Origin of the sequence: Terrisporobacter vanillatitrophus (assembly GCF_051148895.1) — a bacterium.
GTDB classification, from domain to species: domain Bacteria; phylum Bacillota; class Clostridia; order Peptostreptococcales; family Peptostreptococcaceae; genus Terrisporobacter; species Terrisporobacter vanillatitrophus.
Map to the genome: position 1 here is coordinate 3100295 of NZ_CP154625.1, position 14013 is coordinate 3114307.

Annotated in this window: 14 protein-coding genes; all 14 read right to left on the bottom strand. The window is 27.3% G+C overall.

Annotated features, from left to right (window positions below; genetic code table 11):
• Window positions 1-27: 27 nt before the first annotated feature.
• The 14 genes from fsa to TVTCOM_RS15385 all read right to left on the bottom strand — a co-directional run bounded on the left by fsa (window position 28) and on the right by TVTCOM_RS15385 (window position 13978).
• Window positions 28-702: a fructose-6-phosphate aldolase gene (gene fsa, locus TVTCOM_RS15320; RefSeq protein ID WP_434797133.1), complete on the bottom strand. Its 675-nt coding sequence runs from the start codon at window positions 700-702 to the stop codon at window positions 28-30.
• Between the two features lie 94 nt (window positions 703-796).
• Window positions 797-1159: a PTS glucitol/sorbitol transporter subunit IIA gene (locus TVTCOM_RS15325; protein ID WP_434797134.1), complete on the bottom strand. Its 363-nt coding sequence runs from the start codon at window positions 1157-1159 to the stop codon at window positions 797-799.
• Window positions 1160-1224: 65 nt separating this feature from the next.
• Window positions 1225-2250: a PTS glucitol/sorbitol transporter subunit IIB gene (srlE, locus tag TVTCOM_RS15330; RefSeq protein ID WP_434797135.1), complete on the bottom strand. Its 1026-nt coding sequence runs from the start codon at window positions 2248-2250 to the stop codon at window positions 1225-1227.
• 26 nt (window positions 2251-2276) lie between these two features.
• On the bottom strand, window positions 2277-2831 hold the full coding sequence (srlA, locus tag TVTCOM_RS15335) for a PTS glucitol/sorbitol transporter subunit IIC (RefSeq protein ID WP_434797136.1): 555 nt from the start codon (window positions 2829-2831) through the stop codon (window positions 2277-2279).
• 22 nt (window positions 2832-2853) lie between these two features.
• A complete protein-coding gene (locus TVTCOM_RS15340) occupies window positions 2854-3300 on the bottom strand; it encodes a transcriptional regulator GutM (protein ID WP_434797137.1) in 447 nt (148 codons plus the stop codon).
• Between the two features lie 18 nt (window positions 3301-3318).
• Window positions 3319-5241 (bottom strand): BglG family transcription antiterminator, encoded by a 1923-nt coding sequence (locus tag TVTCOM_RS15345; protein ID WP_434797138.1) that lies wholly within the window; start codon window positions 5239-5241, stop codon window positions 3319-3321.
• 33 nt (window positions 5242-5274) lie between these two features.
• On the bottom strand, window positions 5275-6096 hold the full coding sequence (locus tag TVTCOM_RS15350; protein ID WP_434797139.1) for an SDR family oxidoreductase: 822 nt from the start codon (window positions 6094-6096) through the stop codon (window positions 5275-5277).
• 417 nt (window positions 6097-6513) lie between these two features.
• A complete protein-coding gene (locus tag TVTCOM_RS15355) occupies window positions 6514-7353 on the bottom strand; it encodes a DUF3298 and DUF4163 domain-containing protein (protein ID WP_434797140.1) in 840 nt (279 codons plus the stop codon).
• Window positions 7354-7477: 124 nt separating this feature from the next.
• Window positions 7478-7993, bottom strand: a complete 516-nt coding sequence (locus TVTCOM_RS15360; RefSeq protein WP_434797141.1) for a hypothetical protein — start codon at window positions 7991-7993, stop codon at window positions 7478-7480.
• A 491-nt stretch (window positions 7994-8484) separates the two neighbouring features.
• Window positions 8485-8748, bottom strand: coding sequence for a hypothetical protein (locus tag TVTCOM_RS15365; protein ID WP_434797142.1), 264 nt, complete (start codon window positions 8746-8748; stop codon window positions 8485-8487).
• 384 nt (window positions 8749-9132) lie between these two features.
• A complete protein-coding gene (locus tag TVTCOM_RS15370; RefSeq protein WP_434797143.1) occupies window positions 9133-10008 on the bottom strand; it encodes a DegV family protein in 876 nt (291 codons plus the stop codon).
• 403 nt (window positions 10009-10411) lie between these two features.
• Window positions 10412-12508, bottom strand: coding sequence for an SNF2-related protein (locus TVTCOM_RS15375; RefSeq protein ID WP_434797144.1), 2097 nt, complete (start codon window positions 12506-12508; stop codon window positions 10412-10414).
• A gap of 225 nt (window positions 12509-12733) precedes the next feature.
• Window positions 12734-12862, bottom strand: coding sequence for a hypothetical protein (locus tag TVTCOM_RS15380; protein ID WP_434797145.1), 129 nt, complete (start codon window positions 12860-12862; stop codon window positions 12734-12736).
• Between the two features lie 123 nt (window positions 12863-12985).
• Window positions 12986-13978, bottom strand: coding sequence for a hypothetical protein (locus TVTCOM_RS15385; RefSeq protein WP_434797146.1), 993 nt, complete (start codon window positions 13976-13978; stop codon window positions 12986-12988).
• Window positions 13979-14013: the final 35 nt, after the last annotated feature.

Consider the following 14013-nt stretch of genomic DNA (forward strand, 5'->3'; position numbering starts at 1 on the left):
TAGATTTAGTTTTTACAAACTATCTAATTATTTTTTCTTTGTCGTTGTATCTTCTCCAAAAGCATCATACCAATCTTCAGTAAATTTATCTACACTCCAATTAGTTAAAGGATGGTTCATCATTGCGCTACATATATCTGCTGGTACAGTTACACTATGAACACCTGATTTCATTAACTCTAAAACTTGTTGACAATTCTTGAAGCTAGCAGCAAGTACCTTTGTTTTCATATTATAAGTATTTAATATTTTGACTAAATCACTTACTACTGATATTCCATCTGCACTAATGTTATCTAATCTATTAACATAAGGTGCAACATAATCAGCACCGGCTTTTGCAGCTAAAAAACCTTGATGTGCAGTAAATATTGCTGTTGCAGTTATCTTTATTCCTTGCTTTTTAAGTTCTTTTATAGCTTTTAATCCATCTTTTATTACTGGTATTTTTACATACATATTCTTTCTTATACCACTTATAAATAAAGCCTCTTCTATTATATCTTCAAATTTTGTACTTACTACTTGTGCATGTATTGGTGTATCTTGACCTATAATCTCATCAATCTCTTTTATAAGTATTTCAAAATCTTTTCCTTCTTTTGAAACTATACTCGGATTAGTAGTCACACCATCTATGCATAAATGAGTGTACAAATCTTTTATATCATCTAAATTTGCTGTATCTAATATTAACTCCATAATTACCTCCTAAATTTTATATATAATTATTAGAAAAAATCAGTTACCTCTATACAGAAGTAACTGATTTTTATTTTTCAGTATAAAGTATTAATTATTTTTTTATTAATACTTCACTACCAATTGATAGCTTTGGCACCTCTAAACCTTCAACATATATACTCCCTGGTAAAGAAGCTTCTGTTGATCCATCAAATACTATAGTAACATGACCTAAGCTTTCTAGGTTTTTCTCTGCCACATTTCCAATTGCAGTTATTTTATATTCATTTCCATCAATTTCAATTGTATGACCAACCTCTATAGTCTCTATTACTGGCTGGATATCTACTGTATAACAGAAATCTTTTAACGTATCTGGAGCATTATCTCCAAATAATATAAACATTGACTCTCCTTCAAAAGCAGATACTTCAGATCCTATATTTTTTATTTTGTTTTTGTATATTGTTGCCATTTTGAATCTCCTTAAATTTACATAAAGTTTACATATATTTTTAATCTGTATTTTTTATTTTAATCTTATGCATATAGTCCTATACTAGCTGCCCAAGCTATTAAAACTCTTGGCACACCAGTTAAAAATCTTGAATATAATACAGCTGGAACACCAACTTCTACTGTTTCTGCTTCTGCTTCTGCAAGACCTAACCCTACTGGTATAAAGTCACATGCACCTTGAGTATTTATTGCAAATAATGCTGGTAAAGCTAAACTTGGTGCTATATTTCCTTTTCCAATTTCCACACCTATTAATGTTCCTATAACTTGAGCTATAACTGCTCCAGGTCCAAGAAGTGGTGATAAGAATGGTAATGAGCATATAAATCCTATTAATACAAGACCTATTCCTGTTCCTGCTAGAGGAGTCATTACGTTGGCGAAAACATCACCTACACCAGAACCTTGAATTATACCTATTAATAATGCAACAAATGCCATAAATGGTAATATTGTGTTTATTACAGTTTGTACAGCATCACGAGCTGATTGATAGAAAGTGTTTACTACTTTTCCAGCTCCCATACCTATTTTAGTTAATAAACTAGTACTTCCATCTTTTTCAGTAGTTTGAGTTATCTTTTTGTCTGCGCTATATTTAAACTCTCTTTGTTGTTCTGTTTTTTTCGATTTTTGAGCTTCATCTGAAGTTACTTGTTTATTAACAGAGCCTTCTACTAAGCTTATTTGATCAAGTCCAACTGCAGATACATATATATCTTCAGTTATATATTTAGCTAGAGGACCACTTTTCCCAACTGGCATTACATTTATAGTTGGTATTCTTTTTTGTGGATATATACCACATCTAAGCGTTCCACCACAATCTATTATTGCTAAAAATATTTGTTCTTCAGGTACAGATGTCTTGAAACCGTTTACCGCTTTACAACCAGTAAGTTCTACTATTTTATCTACTATATCTGGTTTAGCTCCACCACCTGTTATATATAAAAGTGTATCTTTTCCTTCTGTTGGTGTTACTGTTAAAGGACCACCAAATCCTCCATTACCTTTTTTTATTTCAATTGTCCCAAATTTTGACATCTTTATATCCTCCCTTAGATTTAGTCCTAAGCTGCTATAGCTTTAACTTCTTTACTTAATTCAATACCTTGTTGTTTCATAACCATTTTAGTTGTGAAGTCAGTTACCCAACCACTCATTAAGTTACATACTAAACCTACTAATAAGTATCTTACTGCTAATGGCATTGTACTTAGTCCTAATGTTGATATTCCATTTGCTATTCCTAAATATATAAATACTTCCCCTGGATTTATATGTGGGAAAACACCACTACTTGTATGACAGAAATAACTTGCAGATGCATAGTAACTTGGTTTATATCTTTCTGGCATAAATCTACCTAATGATAATGCCATTGGGTTACCTAGCATAAATGCTCCTAAGAAAGGAACTACCATATAACGAAGTATCGGATTTTTTGCTGAAAACTTAGCAAATTGGTTTATTTTTTCTTCTCCTATTAATCTTATTAGAGTGTTCATTGCTATTAATAATAATAATACTTGAGGCACTATTCCTGTTACCCAACTTGTAAATGTTTGTGCTCCTAAAGCAAACAGCCCCATAAAACCTTCTGCGAATTTTATAATTACATCCATAATTATTCAAACCTCCATTAATTTATTTTTGAGTTACTACTTTTTGTATTGATCCTGCAACCTTTTCAAAAGGACTCTTAGGATCTTCTATATTACCACCACTTGTTATAGTGATATAGTTTGAAGAAGCATCTAATATTGATTTTTGAACTTGTTTAGAATAAGATTTGACATGGTCCTTTGTTATAGTAGCAATATCAATTCCATTTAAATTATTAAATTCTTTAAATCTAGCAAGTACTGTAACACCAGATAAACACATTCCCTTTAAGATAATTCCTTTATCGTCTATTGCAAACATTGCTATTGATCCTGCTACAAATCCACCTTTTTTCTTTCCTATGGCAACTCGGCCCATTCGTCTTAAATCTCTAAAGTTTAGATTAAAGTTTTTCATTTGCATCATAGTTAATAAAAATTGAACTACATATGCTGCTCCTAAACTTATAATTACAGACCAAAATATCATATTTGTTCACCTCATCCTTTAAAAAGTACTATCCTCTTTTATTGTATAAAGAACTAAATCTTTATATTTTTTTAATCTAGATATTTCTTTGATTTTATTTTCATCTTTAGCAATGGAAATAATTTCGTTATAAATTTTAATTATTAATATTTCATTTTCACCAAGCTCTTCTGGGATACCAAGTAGAAATACTAATTTCACATTTCTATCTTTATCAATAATTAAATTATCATCAAATACTCCAAGAGCTAAAATAATTTTATTACTTTCATAATTTACAACATGTGGTATAGCAATATGTTTATCGAAAACCATTGTAGAGTTGTCTTCTCTCTTTTTTAGTCGTTCTTTAAAACCATCATCCACATATCCATTACTTCTAAGTGAATCAACCATTAAGTCTATATTGTCTTTATAACTTAAATTATTGTCTAAAACGAAAAATTTCTCTTCATCTAATAAATTTAAAAGTATAGAATCTATTCCTTGTAATAGAGGAACTTCTAATTTTTGAGTATATTTGACTTGCTCTATTTGCTTTCTAAATTGATGTTCATCAAATATCTCTTTCATATATATGATTGGTGTATTTATATCACAAGTTAATTTATATGTGGAGCATATTAAGTCATATTTGTTTAATAACTCATCATTAACCTCCATACTTGAATATATATCTATTTGTGATTCTGGAGATAAAATTTTATTTAATTGGCTAGATATAATTCTTGCAGTTAACACCCCACTACCACATATAATAGCTACTCTATAGATTTTATTCTTATATGTATTCTCCGATATAAAAACTCCAAAATACATAGCCATATATCCTACTTCATCTTTAGATACTTCTTTACCTAATTTATCTTCAACTATACATTTAGATAATTCTGCCATTTTAAATCCCACTGAATATTTTTCCTTAATATCCTCTAAAATCGGATTTACAATTTTTATACCAAATTTCACTCTATTTATCATGAAAAACATATGATATACAAATTCATCAAAGAAATCACCTGGCATTATAGTTATATTCATTTGACTTTTTATTAAGGTTATTATTTCCTGAACTAAATCAATTGTCTCATCTGACATTTCAATTTCTTTTATTCCCTGAGCGTTTATTGGCGTTCGCATACTAATTATAGGTAAAACCATAAATATTCTCTCATTTACAGGAATGTTCACAGGTATAATTTTTTCAACCTCATCTAAAAGCTTGTCTACAAATTCAAATGTTTTTGTAGATTTTAATTCTATATATTTATCATCTAAATATTTAATTGTATGACCATTTAAAAATCTATCTATCATTACTGTAAAGAATTTTATAAGGTTATCTATAGCTCCACTTCCCAAAGCATTTTCTCTACAAATTTTAGATATTGATTCAATTATATCTTCATCAATTTTGAATTCTTTATAAATTGAACCGTACATATCTTGTAATAAACACATTCTAATATCTACTTCATTTCCTTCAAGAAATAATCCTGTATTTGTTTTCCCAACAATTTTTAAATTATATTTTTCCAACTTATTTCTCAATTTTTTTAAATCACCTATAAAAGTAGTTTTTCCTATGTTCATTTCTTCTGCTAAATCATCTGTTAAATAGGCTACATCACTATTCATTAACTTACACAAAATATATGACATTCTATTTTGTTGTGAATTAAAAAAGTCATCTTGTATACCTAAGTCTTGCCTTACTCTATCAAAATTTTGTTGATCAATAACATAAAGTACATATTTACCTTGTTTTATATCAATCAGTGCATATCCTTTTAGCAATCTATTCAGTTCTTTTATTTCATTTTTTACAGTTTTTGTGCTCACACCTAATTTATCTGCAATAGATTGTGACGACGTTAAATTACTTTGTTCTATGATTCTTAAGATTTTACATAAGCGATTTTCTTCATTTATAATATTCATCAATATTCCCCCTATTGCAGATTCATTTTAGGATTATCCTCTAGTCTTTCCACCAGCCACATTTACAGTAACCCCATGAATATACCCAGCTCTTTCAGATGCTAAGAAACATACTGTATTTGCTACTTCACTTAGCTTTCCATCTCTTCCTATTGGAGTAGTAGATGACTTTGTATAACCAACTCTTAATTCGTCTACTGTTATTCCTCTCGTATATGAAAGTGCTTCTTCATATGCTAAAGTTCTTAATCCTGTAGCTTCCATGATTCCTGGTGCTACCCCTATAACTCTTACTCCTTTTTTACCAAGTTCCTTTGCCCAAGATCTTGTAAATGAATTTACTGCATTTTTACTTGCTGCATATATTCCTTGTCCTTCAGAACCTTCAATACCACATTCAGAAGACATATTTATTATTACACCATGCCCCTGTTTTACCATTTCTCTCCCTGCAATTTGTGCACATAAATATACTCCCTTTACATTTATGTCCATTACTTTATCATATATGCTATCATTTAGTTCATACTTACTATTTTCTTCCTTATCATCAATTAGTAAAGAAGGTATATTTATACCTGCATTATTTACTAATACATCTATACTTCCGAAAGTTTCTTTAGCTTTTTGTACTGCTGAACTTATACTTTCTTTATCTGTTACATTCATATTTGCATATAACATTTTGCCGCTGTTTTCTTCTATCTGAAATTTTGGCTCATTTGGATTTAAATCACATACAACTACATTTGCTCCTACGTTTAAAAATTCTTGTGCAACTGCTTTCCCAATTCCTGAAGCTCCACCTGTAACAAGGACTGTTTTATTTTCTAAACTCAACCATGATTTTTCCATTCGCTTATCTCCTTATCTATTATTTGTTAAGATAAGTCTACCAAAGATACTAATTTTAATTAATATCATCTTTTTCCCGTTAGAAGAATTTCTTAGTTATAATTTATTCAATTTAATGTTTTTATGATATTATACTAGTATCTTAAATAGTTTGTACATATCACAGAATGCTTTTCCAAATATTGGTTAATTATTATTTGTAGATAAATAGTCTATAGTATTTTTTATAAGCATAATAAAGGTATTGTATCTCCATGTTAAAAACACTTCAATTACAATACCTTTTATACTTTTACATTTTATTTATGGATTCATTATAAAGTTTCTATAAAAAAGATTTGCTTGCATAATTTTCATACTCATCCTAGCTTATACTAGCACTGTAAATATAGGATTTTTTATTGTTTTTACCTACATTTACAAAATCCTTTGATACAAGTGTAATCTAAGAATATCAACCTTTTTTTTAAATAAAGAAGTGTTAAGCTTCCCTTCTATTTCATTAAGTGGAATTTCAAATTTTGGAATACCTACATAGTAAGGTGCTATTTCATATAGTTGAAAATAAATTATTAATTTATCATTTTCTAAATAAAATCCATGATTATCATCTATGCCTTTAAAGCCTGCTTTTCCTGTAAAATATAAATCCTCATTTTTTTTAATTTCTTCTTTTATATAAGTATTTATAATTCTTTTATAGTCCACATTATCCTTAAAAATATCACTTAACTTTAACTCTTCTCCGGTTTTTAAATTGTAATTAAAAGATTTTAATACAGACATTCCATGAGCTCCACCAGTAAATTCATAAGTTAAAATTGGTATGCTAACCAAGTTATTTTCATTGTACGTTACATCATATTGGCTATAAGCTTCATATACAAACTTCGGTAAAGATGAGTCTTTATTACTAATTTCATACTCGTTTTTATATTCTTCAGATTGTTTTTTTATATTCTCCTTGAAATTAACTATATAGTTATTTATATCGTTGTTAATTTTATTTATTGATTTTAGGTTTTCTTTCTCTTTATCTTCATATTTTTCTTTTATTTGAAAATAAGGATAATCTATATGCGCCTCGAAGAATTCACTTTCTTCTTCTATTTTTTTAAGTTGAATATTATATAGATAGTTTATTTCATCTCTATCTTTTCTAAAATTTAATGGAAAAGACTCCTGTCCTACTGAAATGCTTGTCTTAAAAAACATGAGAATTAAAACTAAAAATGATATTCTTTTTAAATTAGTCATATTAATAAATCTCCTCCTACTTTTATATAAACTTATTATTTGCAAATAAACAAAAAAAAAATGTAAATTTAGTAAAATTTGAAATTCACATTTTTCTCATAAATAAACTTGCTCTTAATTTCTATTAATCAGACCTTATTTTTGATTCACCAAGTAAAAAACCTATGGAGGTACACATAAAATCCCTAAATTGTGACAGTATGGCAGTATCTGTAGGAATATTATTTTTATATATAACTAGTATTACAACGGCTGACACTAACGTGGTAATAAACGCTATAAATATTTGAACAGAATTTCCATTTCCATAATCAAAATCTCTTATTCTTTCACATACTTCTTTGTACTCATACTTATGTTCATTTTGTTCTTTTCTTGCTAAAGACTTGTTATTCATATTTTTTTTATTATTATTTTTTGTATTAGAACTTAATACAAATCCAAAAATAGATGCCAATGAAGACCTAAATATCACTTCAATATTTTTTGATATTTGTAAAGAAACTACATCAATTACTGAAAAATAAATTATTATTCCAAGTTGAATAGCTCCAATAATAACTAGAGATTTAGCAGCTAAATTAAGTTCATCCCAATCATGTTTTAATTCAGCTTTTAAAGCCTGTATTCTACCATTCAAAATTCTCCCTCCCTTATCACTCTTCTTAGTGAATATTATTTAACAAAATTAAATATATGCATAAAAATGCACCTAAATCATTCGATTCAGGTGCATTTTTATTATTTATTCCATATACAAAGTACTATTGTTCCTGCTCCAGTATGAGAACCTATACTTGAACCTATTTTAGCTTCTGTCATTTTAGTAAAACTTAATTCACTATTGATTGCTTCTTTTAGCTTTTTAAATTCAACTTCATTATCTCCATGAGCAATGCCTATTACCCTGTATTTACTCTATCTTATTTCTCTCTATTACCTTAATGGACATCTATTTTATAGTTTTAAATACTATATTTAATGTTTCAGTATCTATATCCTTTGTTATATAACTATTCCACTGCTTAAGCAAATTAATTAACCTTCCTTGTACTTGTGCACTCTTTGAGGTCAATTTTATTCTATGCAAAGATTTTAAGTCTTTAGTATAGCTTTTATAATTATATATTATTAATTCTTAGATTTTATTTTTGCTTCACCAAGTAAAAAACCTATAGAAGTACACATTAAGTCTCTAAATTGTCCTATTATTGCTATATCTTTAGTAATATCAAAGGCATAAACACTTAATATTACTAATGCAGCAATTAACGTTATTAATAATGCTACAATAATTTGTACAGTATTTTCATCACCATAATAATACTTAATTGTTTCTTTTTTTATCTTACATTCTTCAGTAATGGCATTTTCTCTATCCATACTAATAGTCATTTTTTCCATATAGCTATTTTTATCTTCTTTTCTTTTCGTATTAGAGCTTAGTATAAATCCAAATACTGAAGCAAGAGAAGTCCTAAATATAACTTCAATTCTGTTATATAAATCTATGTCCTTTGCATCACAAATAGCTATAAATATTGTAGACAGTACTAAAAAAAACCGAGATAAACTAAGAGTTTTGCTGCTAAGTTTAATTTATCTCAATCCATTAATAATTCTTCAATTAAAGCTTGCACTCTACAAAGTTTCATAGATATCACTACCTCAAAGGTCAAAATCTCCCCTTATCTCCATAATATTACATGTATTAATATTTTGTGATAAAAAGAATTGTTATCATAATAACCATTATTTTAACAATTCTAATAGATATAATTATTCTCTTTGTTTTCCATAAAAATTAATCAATAGTGTACCTTTTCCACTGTGAGCTCCTATTACAGGACCTATCTTTGAGTGTATAATTTCACCAACTTCACACTCTTTTTTCAGCATTTCTTCTAATAACATTGCTTCATGCTCACAATCTGCATGAGAAATAATTATAGTATCATATTTATCTGGCAAATAATTATCCTTCAATTTATTAATCATATGATGCTCACAAGTTTTAGTTCCTCTTATCTTTTCTACCAGTTGGAGTTTACCATCGTTATCCATATTTAATAGTGGTTTTATATTTAAAGCCGTTCCAAAGGTAGCAGCCACAGAACTAATCCTTCCTCCCCTTTTTAAATGGAACAAATCATCAACCTTGTACCAGTGACATATATTTAATCTATTTTCTTCTATCCAATTATATAATTCTTCAATAGATTTACCTTTTGACTTTTCTTTCGCTGCTAAATAAACTAAAAGCCCTTCTCCTGAAGATGCACACAATGAGTCAACTGACATTATATTTCTATCAGGATAATCTTCTTTCAAGTTTGATATTGCTATTTGCGAAGAACCATAAGTCCCACTTAAACCTGACGAAAAACAAATATAAAGAATATCCCTTCCTTCTTGTAATATAGGAGTAAAATATTCTCTAAATCTTGCTGGTGTAATTTGAGTTGTTGTTGACATTAATCCTTCCTGTGACATCTTGTAGAATGATTTGCTATCTAACTCTCTTTCATCAGGATAATGTGAATATACTTTCCCATTCATTTCGAAATCCATGGGAATGACTTTAATTCCAAGAGAATTTATTACTTCTAACGGTAAATCACTAGTAGCATCAGTAAATATTTCATACTGTGTCATATATTTTTCCTCCTTTTTCATGAATAAAATATGTATGATTTCTAATTACATTGTAATTATAGTAGTCTTTCATTCAATTTTCAATTATTATACATATAAAAAAAATAGAGGTGTGCATCTCTATTTCTTTATTAATAATTCTATGTTAAAGATTTTTTTACTACAAAGCAAAATTCATTTGACAAAATATGTAAATTAATATATTATAGTATTAACAATAAGATAATTAATAATTATATTTTGAAGATATAAATAAGTCAGAAGGCTTTAACCTTCTGACTTTTTTGTTTTCAAATATTTTTAACCCTTAGATATAGTAATTAATTAACTCAAATTGTATTCTTACTTTCCCCGAGTATGAATTATATGTTTAAAGATGGTTTTCACCATCTTTTTTTCTTGTTTATATATTTTCAAATAAATCAATAATTTCTTCTCTCGTTAACTTTTTCAGAGATGAACTATTTTCTAAATTAGAATTTATTATATCTTCAATAAGCTCTTTTTTATAGTCTTGCATAGCTATTACTTTTTCTTCTACAGTATCTTTAGAAATTAATTTAATAACATCTACCACATTTTTTTGTCCAATTCTATGTGCCCTATCGCTAGCTTGGTTTTCACTTGCTGGATTGAACCAAGGATCAAAATGAACTACCATGGATGCACTAGTTAAATTAAGTCCTGTTCCTCCTGCTTTCAATGATATTAAAAACACCTTCTTTGTATCACTATTGTTAAATTCTTCTACCAACTTTATTCTATCTTTTGCATCTGTTTTTCCATCTAAATAAGAGTATGAAATATTTTCTTTTTCTAATCTTTTTTCTATAATTTGAAGAACCTTTGTAAACTGAGAAAATACTAATATTTTTCTACCAGTTTCTTGATTTATAAGATTAATTAAAATTTCCAATTTTGAATTTTTACCTTTATAGTTTTTAACAATTATTTCTGGCGCAATACTTAGTTGTCTTAATTTTGTTAAATAAGAAAAAATAGTCATATTATCTTCATTGTTTTCTAGAATCCTTCTCTTTATTAAATTCACAAAACTTCTATATGCTCTTTTGTGCTCCTTATCCAACTCAACATAAAATTTATGTTCTATTTTATCTGGTAATTCATTAATAACTTCTTTTTTAGTTCTTCTAAGCATAAAAGGTTTTATTAAATTTTTTAGTTGGTAGTGATTTTTTTCATTATTAACAAAGATAGTTTCAAATTTCTTCTTATTGTATAAATATCCTGGCATGACAAAATCAAAAATTGACCAAAGCTCCATAAGATTATTTTCTACAGGAGTTCCTGTTAAAGCAAATTTTACATTAGCATTTACTTCTTTAATTGATTTAGTAATTATAGAATCTGGATTTTTAATATTTTGTGCCTCATCTATTATGCAGTAATCAAATGTTATGTTTTTATATTTTTCCATGTCATTTTTATAAGTTCCATAACTGGTTAGTATAACATCATAATACTTATAGTTTTCTAATATTTTTTCCCTTTGAGCTTTACTTCCATAAGCTATCCCTAGTTTAATATTTGGTGTGAATTTTTCAAATTCATTTTCCCAGTTAAATATTAAAGAAGTTGGAGTTATAACTATTGATTTTTTATCTTTTTGTGAAAGTAAAAAAGCTAAAGTTTGTACAGTTTTACCAAGTCCCATTTCATCTGCCAATATTCCACCGAAATTATAATTTGATAAAGTATTAAAAAATTCAAATCCATCTACTTGATAATCTCTAAGGTTTGCCTTTAAATTCTCAGGGACTTTTATATTTTTGTTTAATTTATTATATTTTTTTATTACATTATCTACGTACTTTCTGCCACTTATTAAAGTATTACTTTCATCTTCTAGTAACTTTTCTAGAAATACTGCTTTATTATCTGGTATCTTTATTTTTTGAAAATCACTATAAACACCTAATACATATATGATTTGAAATATTTTTTCTAAATCATTGTCCTTTAAGTCAATATAACTACCATCTGGCATAAGATGATACTTATATTTATCTTTATATGAATTATATATATTGGCATATTCATTTTCATCTATTCCATCAATATGTAAACTCGCACCTAAATTTCCACCTCTAGATTGACTTAAGTCAAATACTACAGTAGGATTTAGTATTATATCTCCTTCTGCAAATTCTTCTTTAGTTTTGTCTCTTAATTTTTTTATTCCTTCAAGAACTGAAGCTACCATATGGGGACATACTTGAGTTCCTTTATTATTAAATACATTTTGACAGTCACAACTAAGATTAGAGACAGTCCTATTTTTAGTATTTATACTTATCATAGATGTATAACTTCGTCTATGGTGTTCATCAAAAACTGTAGCATAAAACGTTGCTTCATCCCCTCTTGTATTTACATAGTCATTGCTTACATAATTTCTCTTATATGATGCAAATCCACTATTATATTTTAACTTATCTGTATATAATCTTAATATTTCACTAAGTTTATCTATTTCCATTTTTCCACCTTTTCCTTAAAAATTTATAATAGTTTTTTGTGAAAATTCAATTTCATTTAAAACAGTTTCTATTATAAAAATAAAATATCATGAGATAGTCCCCATGATATTTCAAATTTTATTAAATCTTAATTTTTATACTTCCATTTTCACACACTTCAATTTAAATTATACTCATATTATTATAAGTCATTCAAGTAGTTATTTAATTCTTTTTTCTTTTATTTACTTTGGTTTTTTTATTAATGCTAATATTCCAGCAATAATTAAAGCTCCTGTTCCTATCCATATCAATGCTTCACCACAACTAGCAAAAGAAATGTCTCTTATACAAAAATCTAATATGTTTTTCATCTTTTGACACCTCCTTTTAGCTTATTACAAAAAATATTTTTAATTATTCAATTTAATTCTACTATATACTATGAATCCTAAAATAAAAAAATGACACCTCTATATTTTGGGTGTCATAGATTTTCATATATTATCAAAATCTTCATCATTTGCTTCATATAATTCTTCCTTATTTCTATAATGTCTATATTTTGACATCTCCTTATAAATCTTTATTCTTCCTTCATTAATATCTCCAATAGGCTTGTGAGAAAGAAGACTATGACCTGGCGAAAAAGACATTCTTTCTGCTAAGTCAAATCTTTTCTTAGTTGTAAATCTTTGTTTTGGAATTCTTATTTCTCCCAGTTTGATAAAAGGAGATTTATCTTCTTCCCACTCTATTGAAGCATCATTTATTGGCGTATATATATCATTTATACAAAATTGTACCATAAAGTCAAACACTGCTTCTTCTTTATATAGATGTTTTTGCATATTTTCTGTAAGATAATTTTTTCCAAGTTTTTTAGGAAGCTTACTCTTATACATGGATCTTGGAACTATACTATATTTTACTATTTTATTACCAAACATATATGGCGTAGTACTGTAATATCTAATATCTAAAGGACTTGTATCATGTTTCATATTTTTCATAATATCAGTAATTACTTTGAAATTTTTATCTTTTATTAATTTCCCCATAAAAATTATTGGTGTCGATTTTGTTGTATAGTATATGGCGTCATACATTAATTTTAGTGTTCCTATAGGCATGGTTTTCATACTAACTAATAGAAAATCTTGAGTAAATTTTTCATCCTTTACATATTTATCTCCATAGACATTTAATAATTTCATGGAAAATCCTCTAATATCTCTATATTTATCACTTCTTATTTTAGGACTTGAGTTAGATACTCTTATAAAAGCTTTATAATAATCTCTGTTAAAAATACCTTCTCTATACTGTAAAGGTAAATTTTTATCCACAATGAAATAGCCTTTTAAAAGTCCTAAACATTTAGGATGAGCATCTCTTCTTGTTAAACCTTTTGCATAATCCTTATCTAATTTTTCTTTTAATAGACATATTATTTTTGAACTTAATTCATTATTACTATATTTTCTCAATTATTTTGCTCCTTTACTAAAATTGTAAATAATAC